The sequence below is a fragment of the Pseudoduganella sp. UC29_106 genome (assembly GCF_044055365.1).
Classification (GTDB): domain Bacteria; phylum Pseudomonadota; class Gammaproteobacteria; order Burkholderiales; family Burkholderiaceae_D; genus Rugamonas.
Genome location: NZ_CP171977.1, coordinates 6,342,574 through 6,369,200, shown reverse-complemented (window position 1 = coordinate 6,369,200; position 26,627 = coordinate 6,342,574). Strand labels below are relative to the sequence as shown.

Annotated in this window: 25 protein-coding genes and 4 pseudogenes; 22 read left to right on the top strand and 7 right to left on the bottom strand. The window is 62.1% G+C overall.

The window, feature by feature from the left end:
• Positions 1-5: 5 nt before the first annotated feature.
• The 5 genes and pseudogenes from hpf (at position 6) to ACHMW6_RS31695 (ending at position 3,023) form a co-directional block, all read left to right on the top strand.
• On the top strand, positions 6-365 hold the full coding sequence (gene hpf, locus ACHMW6_RS31715; protein WP_395403096.1) for a ribosome hibernation-promoting factor, HPF/YfiA family: 360 nt from the start codon (positions 6-8) through the stop codon (positions 363-365).
• A gap of 67 nt (positions 366-432) precedes the next feature.
• Positions 433-1,517: pseudogene (locus ACHMW6_RS31710) on the top strand (enoyl-CoA hydratase/isomerase family protein).
• On the top strand, positions 1,514-1,975 hold the full coding sequence (locus ACHMW6_RS31705; RefSeq protein ID WP_395403094.1) for an Lrp/AsnC family transcriptional regulator: 462 nt from the start codon (positions 1,514-1,516) through the stop codon (positions 1,973-1,975). Before ACHMW6_RS31710 ends, ACHMW6_RS31705 begins: the two are co-directional and overlap by 4 nt.
• Before the next feature lie 84 nt (positions 1,976-2,059).
• On the top strand, positions 2,060-2,437 hold the full coding sequence (locus tag ACHMW6_RS31700) for a VOC family protein (RefSeq protein ID WP_395403093.1): 378 nt from the start codon (positions 2,060-2,062) through the stop codon (positions 2,435-2,437).
• An 88-nt stretch (positions 2,438-2,525) separates the two neighbouring features.
• Positions 2,526-3,023, top strand: coding sequence for an arsinothricin resistance N-acetyltransferase ArsN1 family B (locus ACHMW6_RS31695; RefSeq protein WP_395403091.1), 498 nt, complete (start codon positions 2,526-2,528; stop codon positions 3,021-3,023).
• 122 nt (positions 3,024-3,145) lie between these two features.
• On the opposite strand, the gene rapZ is transcribed toward ACHMW6_RS31695, so the two are convergent.
• From rapZ to ilvA, 5 genes and pseudogenes are all read right to left on the bottom strand, one after another.
• Complete coding sequence (gene rapZ, locus ACHMW6_RS31690) at positions 3,146-4,009, bottom strand: RNase adapter RapZ (RefSeq protein WP_395403089.1); 864 nt, start codon at positions 4,007-4,009, stop codon at positions 3,146-3,148.
• Position 4,010: 1 nt separating this feature from the next.
• Complete coding sequence (gene hprK / locus ACHMW6_RS31685; RefSeq protein WP_395403087.1) at positions 4,011-4,946, bottom strand: HPr(Ser) kinase/phosphatase; 936 nt, start codon at positions 4,944-4,946, stop codon at positions 4,011-4,013.
• Between the two features lie 45 nt (positions 4,947-4,991).
• Complete coding sequence (locus ACHMW6_RS31680; protein ID WP_395403085.1) at positions 4,992-5,474, bottom strand: PTS sugar transporter subunit IIA; 483 nt, start codon at positions 5,472-5,474, stop codon at positions 4,992-4,994.
• A gap of 204 nt (positions 5,475-5,678) precedes the next feature.
• Complete coding sequence (gene queF / locus ACHMW6_RS31675; RefSeq protein ID WP_395403083.1) at positions 5,679-6,515, bottom strand: NADPH-dependent 7-cyano-7-deazaguanine reductase QueF; 837 nt, start codon at positions 6,513-6,515, stop codon at positions 5,679-5,681.
• Between the two features lie 140 nt (positions 6,516-6,655).
• Positions 6,656-8,188: pseudogene (gene ilvA, locus ACHMW6_RS31670) on the bottom strand (threonine ammonia-lyase, biosynthetic).
• A 198-nt stretch (positions 8,189-8,386) separates the two neighbouring features.
• Between ilvA and ACHMW6_RS31665 the strand changes: the two are divergent.
• The 5 genes and pseudogenes from ACHMW6_RS31665 to ACHMW6_RS31645 all read left to right on the top strand — a co-directional run bounded on the left by ACHMW6_RS31665 (position 8,387) and on the right by ACHMW6_RS31645 (position 14,375).
• A complete protein-coding gene (locus ACHMW6_RS31665) occupies positions 8,387-8,881 on the top strand; it encodes a YqaA family protein (RefSeq protein ID WP_395403081.1) in 495 nt (164 codons plus the stop codon).
• 179 nt (positions 8,882-9,060) lie between these two features.
• Positions 9,061-13,075: pseudogene (locus ACHMW6_RS31660) on the top strand (DUF3683 domain-containing protein).
• Complete coding sequence (locus ACHMW6_RS31655; protein WP_395403079.1) at positions 13,072-13,542, top strand: HIT family protein; 471 nt, start codon at positions 13,072-13,074, stop codon at positions 13,540-13,542. The pseudogene ACHMW6_RS31660 and the gene ACHMW6_RS31655 overlap by 4 nt, the downstream one beginning before the upstream one ends.
• Positions 13,535-13,951: a gamma-butyrobetaine hydroxylase-like domain-containing protein gene (locus tag ACHMW6_RS31650; RefSeq protein ID WP_395403077.1), complete on the top strand. Its 417-nt coding sequence runs from the start codon at positions 13,535-13,537 to the stop codon at positions 13,949-13,951. The genes ACHMW6_RS31655 and ACHMW6_RS31650 overlap by 8 nt, the downstream gene beginning before the upstream one ends.
• A gap of 73 nt (positions 13,952-14,024) precedes the next feature.
• Complete coding sequence (locus ACHMW6_RS31645) at positions 14,025-14,375, top strand: YciI family protein (protein WP_395403075.1); 351 nt, start codon at positions 14,025-14,027, stop codon at positions 14,373-14,375.
• On the opposite strand, the gene ACHMW6_RS31640 is transcribed toward ACHMW6_RS31645, so the two are convergent.
• A complete protein-coding gene (locus ACHMW6_RS31640; protein ID WP_395403073.1) occupies positions 14,372-14,623 on the bottom strand; it encodes a hypothetical protein in 252 nt (83 codons plus the stop codon). The genes ACHMW6_RS31645 and ACHMW6_RS31640 overlap by 4 nt on opposite strands.
• A gap of 576 nt (positions 14,624-15,199) precedes the next feature.
• Complete coding sequence (locus tag ACHMW6_RS31635) at positions 15,200-15,448, bottom strand: hypothetical protein (RefSeq protein ID WP_395403071.1); 249 nt, start codon at positions 15,446-15,448, stop codon at positions 15,200-15,202.
• Positions 15,449-15,627: 179 nt separating this feature from the next.
• Between ACHMW6_RS31635 and ubiE the strand changes: the two genes are divergently transcribed.
• From ubiE to ACHMW6_RS31575, 12 genes and pseudogenes are all read left to right on the top strand, one after another.
• Positions 15,628-16,362, top strand: coding sequence for a bifunctional demethylmenaquinone methyltransferase/2-methoxy-6-polyprenyl-1,4-benzoquinol methylase UbiE (ubiE, locus tag ACHMW6_RS31630; RefSeq protein WP_395403069.1), 735 nt, complete (start codon positions 15,628-15,630; stop codon positions 16,360-16,362).
• An 8-nt stretch (positions 16,363-16,370) separates the two neighbouring features.
• The gene (locus ACHMW6_RS31625; RefSeq protein WP_395403067.1) at positions 16,371-17,345 is read left to right on the top strand and encodes a Tim44 domain-containing protein; all 975 of its coding nucleotides are present in this window, start codon (positions 16,371-16,373) and stop codon (positions 17,343-17,345) included.
• A gap of 81 nt (positions 17,346-17,426) precedes the next feature.
• Positions 17,427-18,059 (top strand): SCP2 domain-containing protein, encoded by a 633-nt coding sequence (locus tag ACHMW6_RS31620; protein ID WP_395403065.1) that lies wholly within the window; start codon positions 17,427-17,429, stop codon positions 18,057-18,059.
• A pseudogene (gene ubiB, locus ACHMW6_RS31615) lies at positions 18,059-19,626 on the top strand (ubiquinone biosynthesis regulatory protein kinase UbiB). Before ACHMW6_RS31620 ends, ubiB begins: the two are co-directional and overlap by 1 nt.
• Complete coding sequence (locus tag ACHMW6_RS31610; protein WP_395403063.1) at positions 19,626-20,267, top strand: methyltransferase; 642 nt, start codon at positions 19,626-19,628, stop codon at positions 20,265-20,267. Before ubiB ends, ACHMW6_RS31610 begins: the two are co-directional and overlap by 1 nt.
• A gap of 32 nt (positions 20,268-20,299) precedes the next feature.
• Positions 20,300-20,584 (top strand): FmdB family zinc ribbon protein, encoded by a 285-nt coding sequence (locus ACHMW6_RS31605; RefSeq protein ID WP_395403061.1) that lies wholly within the window; start codon positions 20,300-20,302, stop codon positions 20,582-20,584.
• 21 nt (positions 20,585-20,605) lie between these two features.
• Positions 20,606-21,193, top strand: a complete 588-nt coding sequence (locus ACHMW6_RS31600; protein WP_395403059.1) for a DUF502 domain-containing protein — start codon at positions 20,606-20,608, stop codon at positions 21,191-21,193.
• A 25-nt stretch (positions 21,194-21,218) separates the two neighbouring features.
• On the top strand, positions 21,219-23,024 hold the full coding sequence (gene aspS / locus ACHMW6_RS31595; RefSeq protein ID WP_395403057.1) for an aspartate--tRNA ligase: 1,806 nt from the start codon (positions 21,219-21,221) through the stop codon (positions 23,022-23,024).
• Positions 23,025-23,097: 73 nt separating this feature from the next.
• Complete coding sequence (nudB, locus tag ACHMW6_RS31590; protein WP_395403055.1) at positions 23,098-23,562, top strand: dihydroneopterin triphosphate diphosphatase; 465 nt, start codon at positions 23,098-23,100, stop codon at positions 23,560-23,562.
• Between the two features lie 69 nt (positions 23,563-23,631).
• The gene (locus ACHMW6_RS31585; protein WP_395403053.1) at positions 23,632-26,340 is read left to right on the top strand and encodes a DUF3391 domain-containing protein; all 2,709 of its coding nucleotides are present in this window, start codon (positions 23,632-23,634) and stop codon (positions 26,338-26,340) included.
• The gene (locus tag ACHMW6_RS31580) at positions 26,267-26,437 is read left to right on the top strand and encodes an ATP-binding protein (RefSeq protein ID WP_395403051.1); all 171 of its coding nucleotides are present in this window, start codon (positions 26,267-26,269) and stop codon (positions 26,435-26,437) included. Before ACHMW6_RS31585 ends, ACHMW6_RS31580 begins: the two co-directional genes overlap by 74 nt.
• Before the next feature lie 20 nt (positions 26,438-26,457).
• A complete protein-coding gene (locus tag ACHMW6_RS31575; protein ID WP_395403049.1) occupies positions 26,458-26,598 on the top strand; it encodes a hypothetical protein in 141 nt (46 codons plus the stop codon).
• The last annotated feature ends 29 nt before the right edge of the window (positions 26,599-26,627 follow it).

The following is a 26,627-nucleotide window of genomic DNA, read 5'->3' as shown; positions in this document are numbered from 1 at the left end:
TGTGTATGAATCTCACCATCAGTGGACATCATGTCGAAGTGACCCCAGCGATTCGCGAGTACGTGCAGAACAAGCTGGAGCGGATTAAACGCCATTTCGATCAAGTGATTGATATTGCTGTCATCCTGACTGTAGATAACCTCACCGAGAAAGAAAAACGTCAAAAAGCAGAGATTAATCTGCGCATGTCGGGTAAGACTGTGTATGTGGAGAGCCTTTCGCAAGACCTTTATGCCGCCATCGATACGCTGATCGACAAACTGGATCGCCAGGTCATGAAGCACAAGGACCGCGTGCAGAACCATAACCACGAAGCGATCAAGCATCTGCCGGACACTTACGAAGCACCAGTCACCGCTATGTAAAGGACACGCGGGACTCATCAACAAAGGGCGCATCTGGCGCCCTTTTTGCAACCTCACCCTGAGAACAATGAGCGAATACGTCATCACCCACATCAGCAACAGCACCGGCTTCATCACCCTCGACCGCCCCAAGGCACTCAACTCCCTCTCCCTCGACATGGTGCGCGCCATCACGCGTGCGCTGCTGGCCTGGCGCGGCGATGCGTCCGTGGCGGCGGTGGTGATCCGCAGCAGCAGCGGCAAAGCCTTGTGCGCGGGCGGTGATATCCGTTTCTTCCATGAAGTGGGCCACAGCTCGCCCAGGGCAACAGCGCGCTGCTTGAGGATTTCTTCACCGAGGAATACGGGCTAAATCATTTAATTCATTTCTACAACAAACCGTATATTGCCCTGATGGATGGGGTGGTGATGGGAGGCGGCATGGGCATCTCGCAGGGCGGGCCGGGCTGCGGCGTGCGCATTGTCAGCGGCCGTACGAAGTTGGCGATGCCGGAAGTCAATATCGGCTTGTTCCCGGACGTGGGCGGCAGCCATTTCCTGTCCCATGCGCCGGGCAGCCTGGGCATGTGGCTGGGCCTGACCGGCCTGACCGTGGGCGCCGCCGACGCGCTCTATCTCGGCCTGGCCGACCATTTCGTGCCGGAAGCCGAATGGCGTACGCTGGGCGCGCTGATCGACGCGTCCCCCGCCGCTGCGCTGCCCGCCGAAATTGCCGCCTTCGCAGCGCCGATGCGCGAGCTGGCCGGTGCCGGCGAGCTGGAAGCTCAGCGCGCCCTGATCGACCGCCACTTCTCGGCCGGCAGCGTGGACGCCATCATGGACTCGCTGCGCACCGATGCCGACCCGTTCGCGAAGAAGTCGCTGAACGCCATGGAGCAGCGCTCGCCGCTGATGATGTGCGTCACCCACGAACTGCTGCGCCGCGGCGCGTCGCTGGACGTGGCCGACTGCCTGCGGATGGAGCGCAACCTGGTGCGCCGCAACTTCGAGCATGGCGAAATCCTGGAAGGCGTACGCGCCCTGGTCATCGACAAGGACAATGCCCCACGCTGGAATCCGCCCACGCTGGATGGCGTCACGCCCGCAATGGTGGAGCACTTCTTCGAACCCTGCTGGCCGGACTACGCCCACCCGCTGCGCCTCCTCGCATGAAGGAGCTGGACCGCATCGACCGCGCCATCCTCAACATCCTGCAGGACGACGCGGCTACCCCCTTGCGCGAGATCGCGGAGCGCGTGCATTCGTCGGTGGCGACCTGCCAGCGCCGCATCGCACAGTTGCGCGCGTCCGGCGTGCTGCTGAAGGATGTGGCGCTGGTGGACCGCGTGCAGGCGGGGCGTCCGCTGACGGTGTTCGTGTCCGTGGAGCTGGACCACCAGAACAGCGCCATCCTGCAGCAGTTCGAGGCGCAGATGCGGCGGGAGTCGGATGTGATGTCCTGCTACGAGGTGGCGGGCGAATTCGACTTCATGCTGATCGTGACGGCGGCTTCGATGGAGGCTTATCACGAGTTCACGCGGCGCGTGTTCACGTCGAATAACAACGTGATCAACGTGAAGAGCCTGTTCGCCATGAATTGCTCGAAGTTCGAGACCAAGCTCACGCTGTGAGAAAATTTCCCATTCGCTGCCTTTAAATTGCGAAATCGTTCCACGGCCCGTCCGTAAGATGTGCTCTCCCACACAAGGAGAAGCATGATGATCGACCACGTATCCATCGGCACCCGCGACCTGCAGCGTGCGCTGGACTTCTACACTGCCTGCCTCGCCCCGCTCGGCTACACCGTGCAGCATCAGGACGGTACCCAGGCCATCTTCGGCGCCGACGGCCACTGGGGTTTCGCCATCTATCCCGCGCAGGATGACAGCCCTTTACCCGGCCATCGCGCGCACATTGCGTTTGCCGCGCCGTCGGCGGAAGCCGCGCAAGCCTTCCATGCCCGCGCCACCGAACTGGGCGCTCGGACCTTGCGCCAGCCGGGCCTGCGTCCCGACATCAACGAACGTTACTACGGCACCATGATCACCGATCCTGACCAGCATACGATCGAAGTGGTGCACTGGCTGGGCTGATCGCACCGCTATGGTGCGGCGGACGCCGCTATTCTCTGGCGCGCTACTTGCTCATTCATCGTGGTCATTAACTTTTATCGAAGCGGACATGACCACGATACGCGCAGCCCACCCGGCCGATGCAGCAGCCATCGCAGGCATCTACAACCATTACGTCACGCATTCCACCATCACCTTTGAAGAGATCGAAGTCACCAGCGCCGAAATTGCGCGCCGGATCGATCATGTGATCACAGCCGGCCTGCCCTGGCTGGTGCTGGAAGACCGCGACGAGATTCTCGGCTATGCCTATGCGACCAAATGGAAGGAGCGCTCGGCTTACCGGCGTTCGGTGGAGAGTTCCATTTACCTCAAGCCCTGCGCTATCGGCAACGGCCATGCGCGAAGGCTTTACGCCCGTTTGCTCGAACTGCTGACCCAGTGCGGCATCCACCTGGTGATCGGCGGCGTGGCGCAGCCAAACGAGGCCAGCATGGCCCTGCACCAGAAGATGGGGTTCGAGCCAGTCGGCAGCTTCCGCGAGGTCGGGTTCAAGTTCGGTTCTTGGCTTGACGTGAGCTACTGGCAGCTCCGCCTCGGCGTTTAACGCCGCCGACGGCCTCGACACGGCGGATCAATGATCCGCCCTACGCGTTGCGTCAAATCACATGAGACGATGATCTGCTGCCCGGCGTAGGGCGGATCGTTTGATCCGCCGTGCGTGCACGGCTACGACTGCTCGCGGTGCCGTAGAACGACGTTCTCCGTATCGTGAAAATGCCGCGCCAGGCGCTCTGCCATGTAGACGGAGCGGTGCTGTCCCCCGGTGCAGCCGATAGCCACAGTCAGATAGCTCCGGTTATCCTTCTTGAACGCCGGCAGCCACTTCTCAACGAAGCCGCGGATATCGTTGAACATCTCCTCCGCGCTGGGCTGCGCATCGAGGAAAGCAATCACCGGCTCATCGCGTCCCGTCAAAGGACGCAGCGCCAGGTCGTAATAAGGATTGGGAATTGCGCGCACATCGAACATGAAGTCCGCATCCAGCGGCACGCCCATCTTGAACGCAAACGACTCGAAGAACAGCGTCAACGGCGCATTCTCGCTCAGCACCAGATCTTTGATCAGCGCCCGCAGCTTGTTCGCGCTCAGTTCCGACGTATCGATCACATGCCCCAGCTGCTGGATGGCGGACAAGCGCTCGCGCTCCTCCGCAATGCACTCAATGAGCGTACGCCGCCCGGCCGGATTCTGTCCAGGATGCAGCTCGTGCGACAAAGGATGGCTGCGGCGTGTCTCGGAAAAGCGCGCCACCAGCGAATGCGTGCTGGCCGTCAGGTACATGATCTTCACATCATGACCTTCTTCCTTCAGCTTGCGGAACTCGGCCGGCAGGCTGGCCAGCGAAGCCGCGCTGCGCGCATCGACCGCCACGGCCAGCGCGTCAGCGCCTTCGTCGGACAGCGTGGAAACGAGATTTGGCAGCAGCGCCGGCGGCAGGTTGTCGACGCAATAGTAGCCGATGTCCTCCAGCACGTTCAGCGCCACGGATTTGCCGGAACCGGAGATGCCTGTAATCAGAACGATGCGCATATCAGTCTCCGCTCATTGCCTGGCGCTGGCGCTCCATGAACTCCTGGAGGGTATCGATGCCGCGCAGTTGCAGGATGGTGTTGCGCACCGCGGCTTCCAACAGAACCGCGATGTTGCGGCCGGCCGCCACCGGGATCACGACCTTGCGGACCGGCAGGCCAAGTACGTCCTCGGTCGGGAACTGGAAAGGCAGGCGCTCCACTTCCTCTTCCAACGCCGAGCGCCGCACCAGATGCACGATCAGCTTCAGGCGCATCTTGCGGCGCACTGCCGTCTCGCCGAAGATGGCCTTGATGTCCAGCAGGCCCAGGCCGCGCACTTCGAGCAGGTTTTGCAGCAGGGGAGGGCAGCGGCCCTCGATCATGTTCGGCGCGATGCGCGAGAACTCCACCGCATCATCCGCCACCAGGCCGTGGGAACGCGAAATCAGTTCCAGGCCAAGTTCGGACTTGCCCAGGCCGGAATCGCCGGTAATCAGCACGCCCACGCCCAGCACGTCCATGAACACGCCGTGCATGATCACGCGCTGCGCCAGCTTTTTGGACAGATAGACGCGCAGGAAGTCGATCACCTGTGCCGCAGGCAACGGCGTGGAGAACAGCGGGATGTTTTTCTCGTCGCAGATTGCGAGGATGTCCGGCGGCGTTTCCAGGCCCTGCGCGATGATCAGCGCCGGCGGTCCGCCCGCAATCAGCTCACCGATCACATGGGCGCGCGTCAGCGACTTCAGGCGCTGGTAGTAATTGATTTCCTGGTGCCCGAAGACCTGGATACGGCCTGGGTGGATGGTGTTCAGGTGGCCGACCTGGTCGGCCGCGGATGCCACGTCGCCCGAAATCAGGCGCTCGCCGCCGGGAAAGCCGGCGAACCATCCCAGCTGCAACGTCTCCCGATTATCGTCGTATAAGCGTTGAATCGTCAGAGGGGTTTGCAGCATGGGCCTGCCTGAAGGTGATGTCGAAGCCCCTAGTTTAACTTAAACTTAACCGGCCGCCTGAAGGCTTGGCTGCCAGTTGACAATGCGGCTGTACACGGAAGCCGGATCGGGGTCGGTGGAAAGTGCCGTACGGAAAGCATCATCCGAGAACATCTCAGCGATCTCGGACAGGATTTCCAGGTGCTGCTGCGTTACATGATCCGGGATCAGCAGGAAGAACAAGAGATTGACGGGCTTGCCATCCGGCGATTCGAAAGGAATCGGCTCGGACAGGCGCACGAAAGCGGCCAGCGGCGACTTCAGGCTTTTCGAGCCTTTAATGCGACCGTGGGGCACTGCGACGCCGTGGCCGAGGCCGGTCGAACCGAGGCGCTCGCGCGCGAACAGGTTGTCGGACACAGTGGAACGGGCGATGCCGCAGTTGTTCTCGAAGATCAGACCTGCTTGCTCAAAAGCACGTTTTTTGCTGGACACTTCTAGGTCCAGTTGTACGTTCTCGAGCGACAGGATTTTGCTCAGGTTATTCATAACGCGACATAGTTTCTGCTGACTGCGAGCGAATTATAGGCTTCTTTCTCAGCCGTGACACTTGAAATCGGTCATGCAAGGCAAACACCATGTTTTGCCTTGTTGTGGCGCGGTTTCGCCGTTTTTTGAGCGGGACTTGAGGCGGCAATTGCTGAGGAATTGCCGCAACAGTTATTGATTCATTGTAAGACAGATTCCGCCAAATTACTGTCGGGCGTTGCGTAAATTTGACGGCTTGCTTGCACCACTAAAGTTGGTGCGCCACGGATTAATATCAAGACCGCCTCGACGGGTGTAGCGTGCGTACACCGTTAAATGTTGAGGCTTGCATTGGCGCAATATGTCCGTAAAGATACGTTCCACGCACTGCTCGTGAAATTCATTATGTTCGCGGAAACCGATGAGATATTTCAGCAGGCTTTCCTGGTCGATTTGCGGACCCGCATACGTGATTTGCACGCTGCCCCAATCCGGCTGTCCGGTGACCAGGCAATTTGATTTGAGAAGGTGGGATACCAGGATTTCTTCCACTGGTTGCTCATCGAAATTCGCTTTCAGGATATCGGGCTTGGGCGAGTAGTTATCCACTTCGATATCGAGGCGGTCCAGCAACTGCCCATCGAGTTCACCCATTTGCAGCTTGGCGAAATCTTCCTGCATCGTGATCACCACATGCACGTTGGCGCCCGCCGCAGCGGACAGGTCCTGCTCCAGCAGCATCTTCAGCGCATCCGGACCCGCGAGCCGCGTCTGGTTGAAGGAGTTCAGGTAAAGCTTGAAGGACTTCGATTCGATGATGTTCGGCGACGCCGCCGGCACCGTGATGCGCGCCACCGCCACCTGCGGCTTGCCGCGCATATTCAGCCAGGAAAGTTCGTAGGCGTTCCAGATGTCCACGCCGTAGAAGGGCAGCGTGCCCGCCAGCCCCAGCTCATCGCGCTTGGCCTGGCGCGGAATAGGGAACAGCAGCTCGGGGGCGTACTCGGTGCGGTACGAGGAAGTCTTGCCGAGAGGGGATTGGTCGGGGGAATTGGTGGACATGGGTGCATTTGATTGTTACTTAAGACCGACATGGTAAACCAAACCCAAATGCTGGTGTCTGCCACGATGTGGCAGACACCTTGGCCGGCGGCGCGTAACGGGTGCCTGCCACATCGTGGCAGGCACCAGCACTTCCCGGTTTACAGGAACAGCTTGTACACCGGATTCTGCGACTCATCCCAATAACGATAGCCCAGCGTTGCCAGGAAGCGTGCGAACTCGTCCATCTCATCCGGCGGCACCTGCAAGCCGATCAGGATACGTCCCACGTCGCCGCCTTGCGAGCGGTAGTGGCACAGCGAGATATTCCAGTTCGGCGCCATCGAATCGAGGAAGCGCATCAGCGCGCCCGGACGCTCGGGGAACTCGAAGCGGTACAGCAATTCATCCTTCGCCAGCGCGCTCTTGCCGCCGACCAGGTGGCGCAGGTGGGACTTCGCCAGTTCATCGTGCGTCAGGTCCAGCGTATCGAAGCCATTTTCTTCGAAGCGCCGCGCCACCGAGCCGGATTCGCCGCGGTCGCTGATCTGCACGCCCACGAACACGTGCGCGGTCGCCTCATCGCTTATACGGTAGTTGAACTCGGTCACATTGCGCGGGCCGATCAGGCTGCAGAAACGCTTGAAGGAACCGCGCTGCTCCGGCATCGACACCGCGAACACCGCCTCGCGCGACTCGCCCAGCTCCGCGCGTTCAGCCACGAAGCGCAGGCGGTCGAAGTTCATGTTCGCACCGCAGGCAATGGTGACCAGCGTTTCATGCTTGACCGGGTTCTTGGAAAGCTCCGCGCGTTCGATATAAGCCTTGGCGCCGGCAATCGCGAGCGCACCGGCAGGCTCCAGGATCGAGCGCGTATCGGTGAACACATCCTTGATGGCCGCGCAGATCGCGTCCGTGTCGACGATGATGATCTCGTCCACGAACTGCTGCGCGAGGCGGAAGGTTTCCTGGCCTACCAGGCGCACGGCAGTACCGTCGGAGAACAGGCCCACGTCCGGCAAGGTTATGCGTTCGCCCGCTTTCAGGCTGCGCGCCATCGCATCGGAATCCATGGTCTGCACGCCGATCACCTTGATGTCCGGGCGCAGCTGCTTGACGTAGGCCGCCACGCCGGCAATCAGGCCGCCGCCGCCGATGGCCACGAAGATGGCGTGGATCGGGCCGGAATGCTGGCGCAGGATTTCCATCGCGATCGTGCCCTGGCCGGCGATCACGTCCGGATCGTCGAAGGGGTGGACGAAGGTCAGTTTCTGCTCTTTTTCCAGCAGCAGCGCGTGGTTGTAGGCGTCCGTGTAGGAATCGCCGTGCAGGCACGATTTCCACGCTGGAGCCGCCGCGTGCGCGCACCGACTCGATCTTCAGCGGCGGGGTGGTGGTCGGCATCACGATCAGCGCGCGGCAGCCCAGCTTTGCAGCCGAGAGGGCGACGCCTTGAGCGTGGTTGCCGGCGGAGGCGCAAATGACGCCGCGCTTCAATTGCGCGTCGCTCAGATTCGCCATCTTGTTGTAAGCGCCGCGTACCTTGAAGCTAAAGACGTCCTGCATGTCCTCGCGCTTGAAATAAATCTGGTTCTGGTAACGCTGCGACAGGGTCGGCGCCAGTTCCAGAGGCGTTTCATGAGCCACGTCGTAGACGCGGAGGTCAGGATTTTCTTCAGGTAGTCGATAGTCATAGTCTTGGATTCAACGATTAAGGCCAGGCAGGGTGGCCTGGTGCAAAGACATGCTTCAACGGCTTGTAACCGAAGGGGTGCAGCACGCCGGCCTGCGCGGGTCTGCGGGTGGCCGGCTGTCCAGTCGTGCGGTGTGCTTGGTGCGGACCATTATAATGTATGCCATTCACCTCCTCTATAGCTCATCCACCCTGATCGATGATCGAATCTGCAATCCGCTGGCTGCTGGGCGTGCTGGCCGCACCCGAAGTAGGCCTGACATCGGTCTTCGTCATCAGTTTTGTCTCCGCCACCCTGGTTCCGCTGGGCTCGGAACCGGCCGTATTTGCCGTCTGCAAGGCCAATGGCGACATGTTCTGGCCCGCCATCGCCGTGGCCACGGTCGGCAACACCCTGGGCGGCATCGTCGATTACTGGATCGGCTATTACGCCAAGGCAGCATTCGCCAAGGAACGCCAAAGCCGGTGGTTCGGCTGGCTGTCCCACTACGGGTCGAAAACCATGCTGCTGGCCTGGCTGCCAGGCATCGGTGACCCCCTCTGTACCCTGGGCGGCTGGCTCAAGCTGCCGTTCTGGTCCTCGGTCACCTATATGGCCATCGGCAAATTCGCCCGCTACGTCACCATGACCGCTGCGCTGCTGTTTATTCCCGACGGTTTCTGGCGTTCGGTCGCGAACTTCTTCGGCGGCTGAACCAAGGCTTGCCGAGTGTGCTAAACTGAATCTTATTCAGTTGGTATCGCACTCAACTAAATATTTGCTTGGCAATTGACGTTAACGGAACCCGGACGGGTTCTAAGGCTGTTCGGCCTTTGTGCGCCGCAATAAGCTAGAATGTCATGCCCAGCGTCAGCCTTACGTCCACGCAGATAATGAACGCCCCAGCCCAAATCCAGGCATTGCTCGCAGAATCGCCCGATGGTCACGCGCACACCCGCTTGCGCGAAATCCCTTATAACTACACGTCCTTCTCCGACCGCGAAATTGTCATTCGCCTGCTGGGCGAAGAGGCCTGGCAATTGCTGGATCAACTGCGCGGCGCCCGCCAGACCGGCCGTTCCGCGCGCATGCTGTACGAAGTGCTGGGCGATATCTGGGTGGTGCGCCGCAACCCCTATCTGCAGGATGACCTGCTGGATAACCCGAAGCGCCGCAATGCCCTGATCGACGCCCTGCATCACCGCCTGACGGAAGTGGACAAGCGCCGCCTGGCCGTCGACTCCAGCGACAATGACAGCGATGCCGCCAAGCGCAGCGAGAACGTCGAGAAGCTGCTGCGCGCCGCCAGCAAGGCCGTAGCCGACTTCGGCGAAGAGTTCCGCCAGATGTACGACCTGCGCAAGCGTACGCAGAAGGTACTGGGCAAATACACTGAGAAGCACAATATCTGCTTCGACGGCATGAAGCGCATCTCCCACGTGACCGACGCCACCGACTGGCGCGTTGAATACCCGTTCGTGGTGCTGACGCCGGATACCGAAGATGAAATGGCCGGCCTGGTCAAAGGCTGTATCGAACTGGGCCTGACTATCATCCCGCGCGGCGGCGGCACCGGCTACACCGGCGGCGCGATCCCGCTGACGCCACTGTCGGCCGTCATCAACACGGAAAAACTGCTTACGTTGGGCAAGGTCGAGATGAAAGTCCTGCCGGGCGTGGATCGAGAATACGCGACCATCTTCTCCGAAGCGGGCGTGATCACCAACAAGGTCAGCGAAGCGGCCGAGAAGGCGGGCTTCGTATTTGCCGTGGACCCGACTTCGGCCCACGCTTCCTGCATCGGCGGCAATATCGCCATGAACGCGGGCGGCAAGAAGGCCGTGCTGTGGGGCACCGCGCTGGACAACCTGGCCTCGTGGCGCATGGTTGATCCGCAGGGCGACTGGCTGGAAGTCACCCGCCTGGACCACAATCTGTCCAAGATTCACGATACCCCGCTGGCCCGCTTCAAGCTGGAATGGACGCATCCGAACGCCAAGGGCGAAGCAAAGGGCGAGCCGTTCAGGACCGAGATCCTGGAAATCGAAGGCCGCAAGTTCCGCAAGGAAGGCTTGGGCAAGGACGTCACCGACAAGTTCCTGGCCGGCCTGCCGGGTGTGCAGAAAGAGGGCACCGATGGCCTGATCACGTCCGCGCGCTGGATCCTGCACAAGATGCCGAAGTACACGCGCACCGTCTGCCTCGAATTCTTCGGCCAGGCGCGCGACGCGATCCCGTCGATCGTTGAAATCAAGGATTACCTGGACGGCCTGCCGAAACAGGGCGAGCAATTCACCACCCTGCGTCTGGCCGGCCTGGAGCACCTGGACGAGCGCTACCTGCGCGCTGTCGGCTACGCCACCAAATCGAAGCGCGGCACGCTGCCCAAGATGGCGCTGTTCGGCGACATCGTCGGCGACAATGAAGACGCCGTGGCGCTGGCCACCTCCGAAGTGGTGCGCCTGGCGAATACCCGCGTGGGCGAAGGCTTCGTGGCCGTGAGCCCGGAAGCGCGCAAGAAATTCTGGCTGGACCGCGCCCGCACCGCGGCCATCGCGAAGCATACCAACGCCTTCAAGATCAATGAAGACGTGGTGATCCCGCTGAACCGCATGGGGCGAGTACACGGACGGCATCGAGCGCATCAACATCGAGCTGTCGATCAAGAACAAGCTGCAGCTGGCCGAAGCCCTGCGCGAATTCTTCGCGGCCGGGAATCTCCCGGTCGGCAAGAGCGATGAAGTGTCGGACGAGAAGGTGCCTTACGCCGAAATCATAGGCGACCGTCCTGCCCAGGCGCTGGCGCTGCTGGACCAGGTGCAGGCACGCTGGTCCTTCATCCTCGACAATCTGGACAAGCCCCTGGCCGAAGTGCGCGAGCAGCTGTTCGAACTTGGCCTGCAATCGCTGGCCGGCGCCTTCGACGAGCGCCTGCAGCACCAGCCCAACGCCACCCTGTTCGACGTGGCGCAGGACCGCACGGTGCGCATCAGCTGGAAGCAGGAGATCCGCGCCGAACTGCGCCACATCTTCAATGGCGGCGCCTATAAGGTGATCCTGGATGAAGCCCAGGCCATCCACAAGCGCGTGCTGCACGGCCGCGTGTTCGTGGCGCTGCACATGCACGCAGGCGATGGCAACGTCCACACCAACCTGCCGGTGAACTCCGACCACTACGAGATGCTGCAGGACGCGCACAAGGCAGTGGCGCGCATCATGAAGCTGGCCCGTTCGCTGAACGGCGTGATCTCGGGCGAGCACGGCATCGGCATCACCAAGCTGGAATTCCTGACCGATGACGAAATCGGCGACTTCCGCAAGTACAAGGAGCGCGTCGATCCGGAAGGCCGCTTCAATAAGGGCAAGCTGCTCAACCTGCCGGGCATGGACGCCACGCTGACCAATGCCTATACGCCTTCGTTCGGCCTGATGGGCCACGAATCGCTGATCATGCAGCAGAGCGATATCGGCGAGATCGCCAACAGCGTCAAGGACTGCCTGCGCTGCGGCAAATGCAAGCCGGTGTGCTCGACCCACGTGCCGCGCGCCAACCTGCTGTATTCGCCGCGCGACAAGATCCTGGCGACGTCCTCGCTGATCGAAGCCTTCCTGTACGAAGAGCAGACCCGCCGCGGCGTGTCGATCCGCCACTGGGAAGAGTTCGAGGACGTGTCCGACCACTGCACCGTGTGCCACAAGTGCGTGACCCCGTGCCCGGTCAACATCGACTTCGGCGACGTGTCGATGAATATGCGTAATCTGCTGCGCAAGATGGACAAGCGCTCCTTCAACCCCGGCAAGAAGGCGGCCATGTTCTTCCTGAATGCGACCGATCCTGCGACCATCCACGCCACGCGCGAGACCATGCTGCGCTGGGGCTACAAGGCGCAGCGCCTGGGCCATGAAGTGTTCAAGTCCGTGGCGCGCAAGCAGACCAAGGCGCCGCCGCCATCGGTGGGCAAGCCGGCCATCCGCGAGCAGGTGATCCACTTCGTCAACAAGAAGATGCCGGGCAACCTGCCGAAGAAGACGGCGCGTGCGCTGCTGGATATCGAGGATAACAAGATGATCCCGATCATCCGCGATCCGAAGAAGACCAGCGCGAACTCGGAAGCCGTGTTCTACTTCCCGGGCTGTGGTTCCGAGCGCCTGTTCTCGCAAGTCGGGCTGGCAACCCAGGCGATGCTGTGGGATGTGGGCGTGCAGACCGTGCTGCCGCCGGGCTATCTGTGCTGCGGCTATCCGCAGCGCGGCTCGGGCGACTACGACAAGGCCGAGAAGATGATGACGGATAACCGCGTCCTCTTCCACCGCATGGCCAATACGCTGAACTACCTGGATATCAAGACCGTGGTCGTTTCCTGCGGCACCTGCTACGACCAGCTGGCGTCCTACGAGTTCGAGAAGATCTTCCCGGGCTGCCGCATCATGGACATCCACGAGTACCTTCTGGAGAAGGGCGTGAAGCTGGAAGGCGTGAACGGTACCCGCTATATGTACCACGATCCTTGCCACACGCCGATGAAGCAGCAGGACCCGCTGAAGACGGTGAATGCGCTGGTGTCCACGGTCGATAACGTGAAGATCGAGAAGAACGACCGCTGCTGCGGCGAGTCCGGCACCTTCGCTGCCGCCCGTCCCGATATCTCGACCCAGGTCCGCTTCCGCAAGGAGCAGGAAATGGTCAGCGGCGCGGACAAGCTGCGGGCAGACGGCTTCAATGGCGAGGTGAAGATCCTCACTTCCTGCCCGTCCTGCCTGCAGGGCCTGACCCGCTACAACGACGATTCCGGCACCACCGCCGACTACATCGTGATCGAGATCGCCAAGCACAAGCTGGGCGAGAACTGGCTGGTCGATTACGTCGCCAAGGCCAACGACGGCGGCATCGAGCGGGTGCTGGTATGACGGCAGGCTGCGACCTGTGCCGCCTGCTGGCCGGCTTCGACGCCGCCGCGTCCGACCCGGCCTCCGCGGCCACCGGCCCGCTGGTCTGGCGCAACGACCTCCTGGCTGTGATCCTGGTCGACGAGCCGGGCTACCCCGGCTTCGCGCGCGTGGTGTGGCACGAGCACGTGCGTGAAATGACCGACCTGTCCCCGCAAGACCGCGGCCACATCATGCAGGCCGTCTGGGCCGTCGAGCAAGCGCAGCGCGAAACCATGTCCCCGCACAAGGTGAACGTGGCCAGCTTCGGCAATATGACCCCTCACGTGCACTGGCACGTGATCCCGCGTTACACTGACGATGCGCACTTCCCGAACCCCACCTGGGGCGCGAAGCAGCGCGAGCCGGACGCCGCCACGGTGGCGTCCCGTGAGGCCCTGCTGCCGCAATTGCGCGCAGCCATCGTCAAGAAACTGAACCATGCCTAATCCGACCGGACTGACCCTGCACAACAAATCGCGCTATCTCGAAATCTCCTTCGACGACGGCGCCAGCTTCAACATCCCTTACGAGCTGCTGCGCGTGTATTCGCCGTCGGCCGAGGTAAAGGGGCATGGTCCAGGCCAGGAAGTGCTGCAGGTTGGCAAGCGCGAAGTTGGCATGAGCGACCTTGAGCCGGTCGGCAACTATGCCGTGAAGCCGACCTTCACGGACGGCCATAACTCCGGCTTATACACCTGGGATTATCTGTACGACCTCGGCGCCCGCCAGGACCACCACTGGGCCGACTACCGCGCCCGCCTCGAAGCCGCCGGCTTTCCCGGCGACACCGGCCGTGAACCCGGAACCGAGCTCCCCGGCGCCCCGAAGGCCCACGGCTGCGGCCACCACCACTAAGTTTCCAGCATTGTCGAATTCCCCCCGCCGCGCCCGTCGTGGCGGTGCAGGCTAACCACTTATGGAGGCAGCAATGGAATTCATGATCCTGATTTACGCGGACGAGCAAGTCTACGAACGCATGTCCGAAGCCCAGATTGCGGATGTGATGGCCGCTTACGGCGTGTACGAGAGCGAAATGCGGGTTGCCGGCGTGATGCGCCACGGCGCCGAGCTGGCGTCCGTCCGCAAGGCGCGCACCGTGCGCGTCCGCAAAGGCGAGCCCGCCATCACCGACGGACCCTTCGCCGAGACCAAGGAATGCCTCGGCGGCTACTTCCTGATCGATTGCGCGGACATGGACGAAGCTGTGAAATGGGCCTCCCGCTGCCCCTCAGCCGTGGACGGCTCGATCGAAGTCCGTCCAATCCTTAGCGGCGCTTAGTCCTGTCCCGGGTGGGCTTTTTCCCACTCGTGGCACTCGCGCAGATGCATTTCAAGCACATACCGTACTGCTGAACGCTCCTGCGGTTCCAGCTTTCTGAGCGCTTCCATCTTGAATTTCGGCGGTGGAGGCCTCTGCTGATCATGCCTTTGCGCCTGCATGGCCAGTATCCGTCCATGTAGTTCGTCAATTTCAGCCTTTTTTCGTGGGTCGAGTTCGGGATACTCAATGTCTTCCGGGAATTTCAAAGTCAGGGGTCATAGCTGTCCTCGACTAGTTGAATGATTGTCACGATGTCGGGCATCGCAAGTTCTCTGACATCGAACAGGAACCGCAGCTTTGGAAGTCGCAGCGCTGCGCCGAGCTCGCCGTCGCAAGTTGCGAACAGGCCGATTCCATGTAGGCTGCGCACGCGAGTTCGCACCCTTTTCGCCAGTCATGAGCTAATAGACCGCCACCTGAGAGCAAAAGTTCCTCAATATGCTCGCACTCCCTGGACGTTGGCAATTGCATCAATGATTGCGCCAGCGTAAGGCGGGCGGAAAACAGGTGCGGATTGCCGGTGGAGAGGGTGGGGAGGGCGTACTCTGAAGTGCAGCAATGGAAGGCCGGGGCGCATGAACGCCACCAGCGGCGGGCGAGCAGCTGGGTGTGGCGGACGGATGCGCGTCGGCTAAGCGGATCGGCGAGGGCGGCGATCAGCGAGCTGTCGAGGTAGAGGGAACATGCCATGCGTCCAGCTTAGGGCTGGACGCGGGCTGAAGGCTTGCGGAGAATCAGGGGAAGGCGGCGCAGGATCGAGGCGCCGCCGTAAGGGGACGAACTTAGTTGACCAGGCGCTTGCGGCGCTGGAATTCCTCGTAGCGCAGCTGTTCGCGCTCCCAGATGTAGCGGAAAGCGGCGCGGGCTTCCGGGTTCAGGCGGCGGATGGCTTCAACGTTGAAGGTCATCGGATGCGGCTCATCGTCCGGCAGCACACGGGATTGCGCACGGGTGGCATCAATGAATTGCTTGGTTGCATCATCGATCTCCGGGAAAAAGATATCCGCGGGCAATTTTTGCTGAAGTTCCATTCTTTGCTCCTAAGTGTGCGATTGATCCCTGTCATGTTTTGCGCGGGATCTGGAATCATTAACGCCTGTTGAGCAAAGCGGTTGACAAACTTTTTTCTTAATTGCTTGAATTGCTTTAAAGAAAACATTTGCATCCTGCGGGGCTTGTATAATGCTGCCAACATTAAGGCTTGCTCACCATGACAAATACGACCCATTTCGGCTACAAGACCGTCAATGAAGACGATAAGGTAAAGGAAGTCGCGAAAGTCTTCCACTCTGTTGCCGCCAAGTACGATGTGATGAATGACCTCATGTCGGCCGGCCTGCACCGCGTGTGGAAGACCTTCACGATTGCCAATGCGGCCGTGCGCCCCGGCATGAAGGTGCTCGACATTGCCGGCGGCACCGGCGACCTGGCCAAGGTTTTCGCCAAGCAGGCCGGCCCCACGGGCGAAGTCTGGCTGACCGACATTAACGAATCCATGCTGCGTGTGGGACGCGACCGCCTCTTGAATCGCGGCATGGTGACCCCCACTTTGTTGTGCGACGCGGAAAAGCTGCCCTTCCCGGACAACTACTTCGACCGTGTCAGCGTTGCCTTCGGCCTGCGTAATATGACGCACAAGGACCTGGCCCTGTCTGAAATGCGCCGCGTGCTGAAACCGGGTGGCAAACTGCTGGTACTGGAGTTCTCCAAGGTGGCCGAGCCGCTGCAGAAGCCGTACGACTTCTATTCCTTCACGGTGCTGCCGTGGATGGGCCAGAAAGTGGCCAACGATGCGGAGTCCTACCGCTACCTGGCCGAGTCCATCCGCATGCACCCGGACCAGGAAACGCTGAAGACCATGATGCAGGCAGCAGGTCTGGAGCGCGTGCAGTACTACAACCTGACGGCAGGTGTGGCCGCTTTGCACACCGGTATCAAACTGTGAGAGACGCGATGAAACTGAAAAAATTCCTGGTCGGCTTGACCATTGCCATCACCACCATGGGTGTGATGGCGGAACTGGCCGCCCGCCCGATGGGCGGTGGCCGCTCGTTCGGACGCCAGTCGCAGAACGTGAGCCGCATGCCGGCCGCGCCTGCGCCGTCGCAGTCGCCTTCGATGGCGCCGCGCCAGGCTGCCCAGCCTGCACCGGCCCCAGCCGTGCCGCCTGCCGCCACCCCGAAACCGCCCAGCCCCTGGAAGGGCATCCTGGGCGGCGCGCTGCTGGGCCTGGGCCTCGGTGCGCTGTTCTCCCACTTCGGCATGGGTGGCGCACTGGCCAGCGCCCTGGGCTCGATCCTGATGATCGCCCTGATCGGCGGCGTGATCTTCTTCATCGTCAGCATGCTGCGCCGCAAATCGGCGCCGGCGCCACGTCCCGTGTCCGCTTTCGGCGGCCAGCAGGGCTATGGCGGCCCGCAAGGCGTGGCGACGCCGGAAATCGGCTCGGGCCTGAATCAGCCCGCAGCACAGCCGTCAGCGTTCCAGCCTGTGCAGCCTGAGCCGGTCGCGGCTCCTGCAGCGGCTGAGGCGCCTGCGCACGCCCAGTGGGGCGTGCCGGCCGACTTCGACTCCTACAACTTCCTGCGCCACGCGAAGAGCAACTTCATCCGCCTGCAGGCAGCCTGGGACAAGTCCGACGTGAACGATATCCGCGAATTCACCACCCCGGAAGTGTTCGCCGAACTGCGCATGCAGATCCAGGAGCGCGACGGCCAGGAAGACTTCACCGACGTGGTGCAGATCGACGCCGAACTGCTGGGCATCGAGAACGACGGCAAGGATTACCTGGCAAGCGTTCGCTTCACCGGCATGATCAAGCCTGCAAAGGACGCACTGGCCGAACCGTTCAAGGAAGTGTGGAACCTGGTCAAGCCTGTCTCCGGCAACGGCGGCTGGCTGCTGGGCGGTATCCAGCAGATTGCCTGAAGAGCAGCGTTGCAGCCTTCTAGCTGGTAAGATCGAGACCGCCCCGATTTCCGGGGCGGTTTTTGTTTGTTCAAAACGTTTATGTTCCCATTTTCCCTGCCCACATTCGCCGTTCCCGTTGCAGCCACCATCAACCACCTGCTGGCGCAGGAGGACTGGGCGCGCACGGAACTGAAGCTGCATGCGGGGAAGGTGGCCGTGATCGACGCCAGCCCGGTCGCACTGCGCCTGCGCGTGTCGCCCGATGGCATGGTGGCTGCGGCGCCGGCCGATGCGGCCGCCAATGTGAAGATCAGCCTCAAGCTGTCCGACCTGCCGCTGATTGCGCAGAACCGCGAACGCGCCTTTTCCTATGTGCAGATCGAAGGCGACGCGGAATTCGCCAACGCCATTTCCCACCTCAGCCAGTCGCTGCGCTGGGAAGCCGAGCATGACCTGGAAAAGCTGGTGGGGCCGATAGCGGCCGTGCGCGTGGTGCAGGGCGCCAGGGCGGCCATGACCGCCGCGCAGAACGGGCAGCGCAAGCTGGCCGAGAATGTGGCTGAATACTTCCTGGAAGAGAAGCCGCTGCTGATCCGTCCCGTGCTGGCCGAGGAGTTCGGCGCCAGCGTGGTGAAGCTGCGGGATGATGTCGAACGCGCCAGCAAGCGCCTCGAAAAACTCGAACAAAAACTGGCGCGCCAGGCGGCGCAATCGAATCCCGAAGCTCAATGATCCGTAAATTCCTCCGGCTGTTCAAGATCGTCCGCGTGTCCGTCAAATACGGGCTGGACGAAATCGCCATCTCCGGCTTCGACAAGCCGCGCATCAGCCAGTTCCTCGACCTCGTTTTCTTCTGGCGCGACCTGTCCACGCCGCGCGGCGTGCGCCTGCGCCGCGCGCTGGAGGAGCTGGGCCCGATCTTCGTCAAGTTCGGCCAGGTGCTCTCCACCCGCAGCGACCTGATTCCGCCGGACCTGGTGTATGAGCTGTCCAAGCTGCAGGACCGCGTGCCGCCTTTCGATTCCGATCTCGCCATCGAGCTGATCCAATCTTCGCTGGGCGCCCACCCGGATGAACTGTTCGCCCGCTTCGAGCGCGTGCCCGTCGCCTCGGCCTCCATCGCCCAGGTGCACTTCGCCGCGCTGAAGGATGGCACCCAGGTGGCGGTGAAGGTGCTGCGCCCCGGCATGAAGCGCCTGATCGATGAAGACGTGGCCCTGATGCATATCGCGGCCAACTTTATCAACAGCGTGTGGGAGGACTCGAAGCGCCTCAAGATCCAGGAAGTCGTGTCCGAGTTCGACAAATACCTGCACGATGAACTGGACCTGATGCGCGAGGCGGCCAACGCCAGCCAGCTGCGCCGCAACTTCGTCGATTCGCACCTGCTGCTGGTGCCGGAGATGTACTGGGACTACTGCTCCAGCAGCGTGATCGTGATGGAGCGCATGCACGGCATTCCGGTGTCGCAGATCGACCGCCTGATCGAGGCGGGCGTGGACATGAAAAAGCTGTCGTCCGACGGCGTCGAGATTTTCTTCACCCAGGTGTTCCGCGACGGTTTCTTCCACGCCGATATGCACCCGGGGAATATCCTGGTGTCGATCGAGCCGGAAACCTTCGGCCGCTATATCGCGCTGGACTTCGGCATCGTCGGCACGCTGAACGATTACGACAAGGATTACCTGTCGCAGAACTTCCTGGCCTTCTTCCGCCGCGACTACAAGCGCGTGGCCGAGGCGCACATCGAGTCGGGCTGGGCGCCAAAAAGAGACCCGGGTGGACGAGCTGGAAGCCGCCGTGCGCGCCTGCTGCGAGCCGATCTTCGACCGTCCGCTGAAGGACATCTCCTTCGGCCAGGTCCTGCTGCGCCTGTTCCAGACTTCGCGCCGCTTCAATGTGGAAGTGCAGCCGCAGCTGGTGCTGCTGCAAAAGACCCTGCTGAACATCGAGGGCCTGGGCCGCACGCTGGACCCGGACCTGGACCTGTGGAAGACCGCCAAGCCTTACCTGGAGCGCTGGATGGCCGAGCAGGTGGGCTGGCGCGGCCTCATCGAGCGCCTGAAGGCCGAGGCGCCGCGCTATTCCCACGATCCTGCCCGCCTTGCCGCGCCTGGCGCAGCAAGCGCTGGTCGTGGCTGGCGAACGTGACGATGAAACCAAGGCGCTGCTGCGCCTGATGGCCATCGAGCAGCGCCGCACCAACCGCCTGCTGGCCTTCTTCGTGTTCTTCGTCGGCGCCTTCGTGCTCGGCGCGGTCGGCTTCCAGGCCTGGATGCGCTGGGGCGGGGGGCACTGATGCCCGAGTTCCGCACGCGCGACCCCTTGTCGCCGGAGTTCTGGGATGAGCGCTTCGACCAGGCCTTCACGCCCTGGGACCGTGGGACAGCGCCCGCGCGCCTGCGGGCATTTATTGCCGAAACCGCAAAACAGGTGTCTGCCACGATGTGGCAGACACCAGGTTTTGGGCCTCGGGTTTTGATCCCCGGCTGCGGCGCCGGCTACGAGCTGGCTTTGCTGTGCGAATCCGGCTGGGACGCCACGGCCATCGACTTCTCTCCTTCCGCTGTGGCAGCCGCGCGACAGAACGTTGGTCGCCATGCCGACCGCGTCGTCGAGGCCGATTTCTTCGCCTATGAGCCGCCGCAGCCGCTGGACATCATCTACGAGCGCGCCTTCCTGTGCGCCATGCCGCGCCACATGTGGCCGCAAGTCATCGTCCGATGGGCGGACCTGCTGCCGGAAGGCGGCCAGCTGGTCGGATATTTCTTCTTCGATAACAACGAAAAAGGCCCCCCATTCGGCGCCGACCGCGCAGAGCTGCAGGCGCAGCTCGAACGATATTTCGTGCTGGAACAGGACGAAGCGGTGGAAGACTCCATCCCTGTGTTCCAGGGCAAGGAGCGCTGGATGTCCTGGCGCCGGAAAAAAGGCTTATAATTCAGGGTTTTGATGTTTTTTGCGGAGTAAAGATGCCTATCTATGCTTACCGCTGCGAGGACTGTGGCTTTGCGAAGGACGTGCTGCAAAAGATCTCCGATCCGCAGCTGACCGATTGCCCATCCTGCGGCAAATCGACCTTCAAGAAGCAGCTGACCGCCGCCGGTTTCCAACTGAAGGGCACCGGCTGGTATGTGACGGACTTCCGTGGCGGCAGCGCGCCGGCCACCGGCGTGTCCAGCGGCACGGGCGCCAAGAGCGATGCAGCACCGGCGTCTGCAGCGGCTGCGCCGACGCCTGCGGCCAAGGCCGACTAAGTCCTCCGCACAAGGAACCCGATGCGTAAATATTTCATTACCGGTTTGCTGATCCTGGTGCCCCTGGCCATTACCGCCTGGGTGCTCAACATCATCGTCGGCACGCTGGATCAGTCGCTGCTGCTGGTGCCCGAGCGCTGGCAGCCGCATACCCTGTTCGGCTTCGACATCCCGGGCCTGGGGACGATCCTGACCATCCTCATCGTGTTCCTGACCGGCCTGCTGACCAATAACCTGGTCGGCAACTTCATCGTACGCCAGTGGGAAAAGCTGTTGCACCGCATTCCCGTGGTCAGCTCGCTGTACGGCAGCGTGAAGCAGGTGTCGGACACGCTGTTCTCCTCCTCCGGCAATGCCTTCCGCAAGGCCGTGCTGGTGCCGTATCCGCACGCGGGTTCGCGCACCATCGGCTTCCTGACCGGCACGCCCGCCACCGGCGTGGCCAGGCACCTGGACGAGGAATTCATCAGCGTCTACGTGCCCACCACCCCCAACCCCACGTCCGGCTTCTTCCTGATGCTGCCGAAAAAAGACGTTATCGAACTCGACATGACTGTCGACGCCGCGCTGAAGTACATCGTTTCGATGGGCGTTGTCGCCCCTGAATAAAATCCAACCTGAACTGAGAATCAATATGTCCATGCGTACTCATTACTGCGGCCTCACCACTGAAGCACTCGTAGGCCAAACCGTCAGCCTGTGTGGCTGGGTACACCGTCGCCGCGACCACGGCGGCGTGATCTTCATCGACCTGCGCGACCGCGAAGGCCTGGTGCAGGTCGTTTGCAATCCGGACCAGGCGGACGTGTTCAAGGTCGCCGAGTCCGTGCGCAACGAGTACTGCCTGCGCGTGACCGGCGTAGTGAAGGATCGCCTGGCCGGCACCGTCAACAACAACCTGAAGTCGGGCAAGATCGAAGTAATCGCATCGCAGGTGGAAGTGCTGAACGCTTCCGTGCCGGTGCCGTTCCAGCTGGACGACGACAACCTGTCCGAAACCACCCGCCTGACCCACCGCGTGCTGGACCTGCGCCGTCCGCAGATGCAGAACAACCTGCGCCTGCGCTACAAGGTGTCGATGGAAGTGCGCAAGTACCTGGACAACCTGGGCTTCATCGATATCGAAACCCCGGTGCTGACCAAGTCCACCCCGGAAGGCGCGCGCGACTACCTGGTGCCGTCGCGCGTGAACGCAGGCGAATTCTTCGCGCTGCCGCAGTCGCCGCAGCTGTTCAAGCAGCTGCTGATGGTCGCCAACTTCGACCGTTACTACCAGATCACCAAGTGCTTCCGCGACGAAGACCTGCGCGCCGACCGCCAGCCTGAATTCACCCAGATCGACTGCGAAACCTCCTTCCTGAACGAACAGGAAATCCGCGATCTGTTCGAAGACATGATCCGCCTGGTGTTCAAGAACACCATGGACGTCGACTTGCCTAACCCGTTCCCGGTCATGGACTTCGCCGAAGCCATGGGCAAATACGGTTCCGACAAGCCGGACATGCGCGTGAAGCTGGCCTTCACCGACCTGACCGACGTGATGAAGGACGTGGACTTCAAGGTCTTCTCCGGCGCCGCCAACATGGCCAATGGCCGCGTGGTCGGCCTGCGCGTGCCGAAGGGCGCGGACATGCCGCGTTCGGAAATCGACGCCTACACCCAGTTCGTCGCCATCTACGGCGCCAAGGGCTTGGCCTACATCAAGGTCAACGAGAAGGCCAAGGGCCGCGACGGCCTGCAGTCCCCGATCGTGAAGAACCTGCACGACGCGGCACTGGCCCAGATCCTGGAGCGCACCGGCGCGCAGGACGGCGACCTGATCTTCTTCGGCGCCGACAAGGCCAAGGTGGTCAACGATGCGATCGGCGCGCTGCGCGTGAAGATCGGCCACTCGGACTTCGGCAAGAACGCCGGCCTGTTCGACGACGTGTGGGCGCCGCTGTGGGTGATCGACTTCCCGATGTTCGAGTACGACGAGGAAGACGACCGCTGGACCGCAACCCACCACCCGTTCACCTCGCCGAAGGACGGCCACGAAGACATGCTGGAAACCAATCCGGGCGCCTGCATCGCCAAGGCCTACGACATGGTGCTGAACGGCTGGGAACTGGGCGGCGGCTCGATCCGTATCCACCGCGAGGAAGTGCAGTCGAAGGTGTTCCGCGCGCTGAAGATCGACGCTGAGGAAGCGCGCGAGAAGTTCGGCTTCCTGCTGGACGCGCTGCAGTACGGCGCGCCTCCGCACGGCGGCCTGGCCTTCGGCCTGGATCGTATCGTGACCCTGATGACCAAGTCCGATTCGATCCGCGACGTGATCGCCTTCCCGAAAACCCAGCGCGCACAGTGCCTGCTGACCCACGCACCGTCGCCGGTGGACGAGAAGCAGCTGCGCGAGCTGCACATCCGCCTGCGCACGCCCGAGCCTAAAGTCGCCGGCTAAAACCCACGGCCCAAAACAGGTGTCTGCCACATCGTGGCAGACACCAGCTCTTCGCCTTTGGTTCTAAAAGCGTATGCGGCCCTTCAAGATTCCAGAATCCGTCCTGGTAGTCATCCACACCTCCGACCTGCAGGTGCTGCTGATCGAGCGCGCCGACAAAGGCGGCTACTGGCAATCCGTCACCGGTTCGAAGGACCGGCTCGACGAACCCCTGCTCACCACCGCCACCCGCGAACTGTTCGAAGAAACCGGCATCGTTGCCGACGGCAAGGACATCGTGCTGCGCGACTGGGGCCTCTCCAACATCTACGAAATCTACCCGGTCTGGCGTCACCGCTACGAACCCGGCGTCACGCACAACACCGAGCACGTCTTCAGCGTCGAAGTCCCGCGCGACATTCCCATCATGCTCAGCGCCCGCGAGCACGTGGCGCACGTATGGCTGCCCTGGCTCGAAGCGGCCGACCGCTGCTTCTCTCCCTCCAATGCGGAAGCCGTCCTGCAGCTGCCGCATCAGCTAGCAAAGTACAAGCTTTAAGACCACGTGCGTTCGCGGCCAAAGTGTGGATAATGGAAACACCTACTCGTCTTTGCCGGGACGGCCGTCATGCCAGACACTCAGGACATCTCGCTGGAGCAGCTGCAAGTTGGACTGTATATCCATCTCGACCTGAAATGGTTCGAGCACCCCTTCGCATTCAGCCAGTTCAAGATCAAGTCGGACGACCAGATCCGCACCCTGCGCAGCCTCGGCTTGCAAAGGATACGCTTCGATCCCGCCCTCAGCGACGTGCCGCCCGTGCCGCTGCCGCCCGATGCGCCGCCAGCGCCGCCGGCTGAAGCGCTGCGCACGCCCCCACCCGAATCGCCCGAACTGGCCGCCAAGCGCGCGATGATGGCGCGCATCCGCGCCCAGCGTGAAAGCGCGGCCCGCATCGAGCACGCCTTTGTGGACACGGCCAAGTCGATACGCGACATCGAAAAGAACCTGTTCTCCCGTCCCGCCGAGAGCTTGCAGCGTGCGACCGAGTTGATTGGCAAGATCACGGATTCCATCCTGGTCGCGCCGGACCTTGCCATTCACGTCATGGGCGACAAGGCGGGTGGCGAGGAAATCTACGTGCACTCGCTGAACGTGACCATGCTGTCCATGATGATCGCGCGCGACATCAAGCTGCCGGTCGAAGTGGCGAAGGCGCTCGGCGTCGGCGCGCTGTTCCACGATATCGGCGTGAAGAACATCCCCGACCGCGTACTGAATAAACTCGATCCCTGGACCGGCTCCGAGCAGAAGCTCTACGAAACCCACGCACATGCCGGCTACGAGATGGGCCAGTCGATGAGCTTCCCCCACGCCGCCATCGCCGTCTGCCGCGACCATCACGAAATGTTCGACGGCAGCGGCTACTCGCGCGGCTTGAAAGGGGAGGCGATCGGCATGCTGGCGCGCATCGTCGCCATCACCAATTACTACGACGAGCTGTGCAACCCGATCAATGGCGGTACCGGCCTCACGCCGCACGAGGCGCTGTCTCTGATGTTCGCCAAGCTGCGCAGCAAATTCGATCCCAAGCTGCTGCAAGTCTTCATCCGCTGCCTCGGCGTCTACCCGCCCGGCACCATCGTGCAACTGGCGAACGGGGCCACCGGCATGGTCGCTACCGTCAATACGGACAAGCCGACCAAGCCCGTGCTGGTGATCTATGAAGCGGGCGTGCCGCGCGAGGAAGCCATCATGGTGGACCTGGACCGAGAGCCGGACCTGAACATCGTGCGCTCGATCAAGCCCGCCCAGGTGCCGAAAAGAGATCTTCAATTACCTGAGCCCCCGCAAGCGGGTCAGCTACTACTTCGACGCAGGCCAGCCGGGGCAGGGGGCAAGCACGTGATAGCGGAATTGCGGCAACTGATGCTGGATCACAGTCCGCAGATGATGCTGCTTGTCGATCCGGCCGATCTGCATATCCTCGTCTCCAATCGCGCAGTCGAACAGGCGCTGGGCTATAGCGGCAAGCAGCTGCTGGCGATGCAGATCACCGATATCGAATCCTCGCTGCAGGACGTGTTCTACTGGGAGGAAGTGCGCAACGGCCAGTACCAGGAAATCCAGGCCCAGGAAGGCGAATACCACCGGGCCGATGCCACATCCATCGCCGTGATGAAGTCGGTCAAGCCGGTCGCATATGAAGGCCGCACGCTGCTGCTGGTGCAGGCGCGCGATGTGCGCCAGGAGCGCAAGGTGGAGGATGCGCTGGAGCAGACGCTGTCCCAGTTGCGCACCACGCTGGAATCGACCGGCAACGGCATCCTGGTGATCGACTGGCATAACCGCATCGCCAGCATGAACCGCCTGTTCAGCCAGATGTGGGGCATACCCGAAGCGCTGCTGCAGGCGGGGAATGACGCCGCCATCCTGGCCTTCCTCGCGTCCAGCGTGGTGGAGAGCGAGTTGTGCCGCGAGCGGTTGCAGCAGGTGGTGGACCGCAGCGAAACGGAAGACACGTTCCGGCTGAACGATGGCCGCGTCTTCGAATGCCGCTCCCGCCCGCAGTACCTGGGCGAGCGCATCATCGGCCGCGTGTTCGGCTACACCGACATCACGGAACGCCAGCGCGCCGAAGAAGCGCTGCGCGAATCGCGCGACCAGCTGGAGAGCCGCGTCAGCGAACGCACGCTGGCGCTGCAGATGGCGAACGAAACGCTGGAGAAGGAAAAGGAGCGCCAGGCCGAACTGATACGCAAGCTGGGCGAGGCGCAGAGCCAGCTGCTGCAGTCGGAAAAGATGGCGTCCATCGGCGTGCTGGCGGCCGGCGTGGCGCACGAGATCAATAACCCCGTGGGCTTCGTCAATTCCAACCTGAGCAGCCTGCAGCGCTATGCGCAGGCCCTGCTGCAACTGCTGGACGGCTATGAGGAAGCGGCCACGCGCCTGAGCGCAGAGGACCAGGTCGTGCTGGCGGCCCTGCGTCGCGATGTCGATGCCGATTACCTGCGCGAAGACCTCGGCAGCCTGCTGTCCGAGTCGATGGACGGCCTGGACCGCATCAAGCGCATCGTGCAGGACATGAAGGATTTCTCCCATGTGGGCGGCGGCGATGTGCTGGTAGCCAACCTGGAAGCGGGGCTGGAAAGCACGTTGAACGTGGTGTGGAAACGAGCTCAAATACAAGGCCGAAGTGGTGCGCGAATTCGGTGGCGTGGCGCCGATCGAATGCATCCCTTCGCAACTGAACCAGGTGTTCATGAACCTGCTGATCAACGCCGCCCACGCCATCCGAGAACGGGGCCGCATCACCGTGCGCACACGGCAGGATGATGCCAACGTGACGGTCGAAGTGAGCGACACCGGTAGCGGCATCCCCGAGGAAAACCTGGGCGCATCTTCGAGCCTTTCTTCACTACCAAGCCGGTAGGGAAGGGCACGGGGCTGGGCTTGTCGCTGTCCTACGGCATTGTGCAGAAGCACGGCGGTCGCATCGAGGTGGACAGCGTGATCAATCAGGGTACTACCTTCCGCGTGATCCTGCCGCGCCAGGCTGCGGGCGCCGCAATTGTGTCGCCGCCGCACAATTGACCTCCGGCAAATCACGACTCGGAGGTACA

Bases quoted from the DNA above. Each gene is read 5' to 3' on its own strand.
- hpf (WP_395403096.1), top strand. From the start codon at position 6: ATGAATCTCACCATCAGTGGACATCATGTCGAAGTGACCCCAGCGATT.
- ACHMW6_RS31695 (WP_395403091.1), top strand. From the start codon at position 2,526: ATGACCACGATACGCGCAGCCCACCCGGCCGATGCAGCAGCCATCGCA.
- aspS (WP_395403057.1), top strand. From the start codon at position 21,219: ATGTCCATGCGTACTCATTACTGCGGCCTCACCACTGAAGCACTCGTA.
- nudB (WP_395403055.1), top strand. From the start codon at position 23,098: ATGCGGCCCTTCAAGATTCCAGAATCCGTCCTGGTAGTCATCCACACC.
- hprK (WP_395403087.1), bottom strand. From the start codon at position 4,946: ATGCTGCAAACCCCTCTGACGATTCAACGCTTATACGACGATAATCGG.
- ACHMW6_RS31700 (WP_395403093.1), top strand. From the start codon at position 2,060: ATGATGATCGACCACGTATCCATCGGCACCCGCGACCTGCAGCGTGCG.
- ACHMW6_RS31650 (WP_395403077.1), top strand. From the start codon at position 13,535: ATGCCTAATCCGACCGGACTGACCCTGCACAACAAATCGCGCTATCTC.
- queF (WP_395403083.1), bottom strand. From the start codon at position 6,515: ATGTCCACCAATTCCCCCGACCAATCCCCTCTCGGCAAGACTTCCTCG.
- ACHMW6_RS31605 (WP_395403061.1), top strand. From the start codon at position 20,300: ATGCCTATCTATGCTTACCGCTGCGAGGACTGTGGCTTTGCGAAGGAC.
- ACHMW6_RS31665 (WP_395403081.1), top strand. From the start codon at position 8,387: ATGATCGAATCTGCAATCCGCTGGCTGCTGGGCGTGCTGGCCGCACCC.
- ACHMW6_RS31680 (WP_395403085.1), bottom strand. From the start codon at position 5,474: ATGAATAACCTGAGCAAAATCCTGTCGCTCGAGAACGTACAACTGGAC.
- ACHMW6_RS31655 (WP_395403079.1), top strand. From the start codon at position 13,072: ATGACGGCAGGCTGCGACCTGTGCCGCCTGCTGGCCGGCTTCGACGCC.
- ACHMW6_RS31585 (WP_395403053.1), top strand. From the start codon at position 23,632: ATGCCAGACACTCAGGACATCTCGCTGGAGCAGCTGCAAGTTGGACTG.
- ACHMW6_RS31600 (WP_395403059.1), top strand. From the start codon at position 20,606: ATGCGTAAATATTTCATTACCGGTTTGCTGATCCTGGTGCCCCTGGCC.
- ubiE (WP_395403069.1), top strand. From the start codon at position 15,628: ATGACAAATACGACCCATTTCGGCTACAAGACCGTCAATGAAGACGAT.
- ACHMW6_RS31580 (WP_395403051.1), top strand. From the start codon at position 26,267: ATGAACCTGCTGATCAACGCCGCCCACGCCATCCGAGAACGGGGCCGC.
- rapZ (WP_395403089.1), bottom strand. From the start codon at position 4,009: ATGCGCATCGTTCTGATTACAGGCATCTCCGGTTCCGGCAAATCCGTG.
- ACHMW6_RS31620 (WP_395403065.1), top strand. From the start codon at position 17,427: ATGTTCCCATTTTCCCTGCCCACATTCGCCGTTCCCGTTGCAGCCACC.
- ACHMW6_RS31625 (WP_395403067.1), top strand. From the start codon at position 16,371: ATGAAACTGAAAAAATTCCTGGTCGGCTTGACCATTGCCATCACCACC.
- ACHMW6_RS31645 (WP_395403075.1), top strand. From the start codon at position 14,025: ATGGAATTCATGATCCTGATTTACGCGGACGAGCAAGTCTACGAACGC.
- ACHMW6_RS31705 (WP_395403094.1), top strand. From the start codon at position 1,514: ATGAAGGAGCTGGACCGCATCGACCGCGCCATCCTCAACATCCTGCAG.
- ACHMW6_RS31610 (WP_395403063.1), top strand. From the start codon at position 19,626: ATGCCCGAGTTCCGCACGCGCGACCCCTTGTCGCCGGAGTTCTGGGAT.
- ACHMW6_RS31635 (WP_395403071.1), bottom strand. From the start codon at position 15,448: ATGGAACTTCAGCAAAAATTGCCCGCGGATATCTTTTTCCCGGAGATC.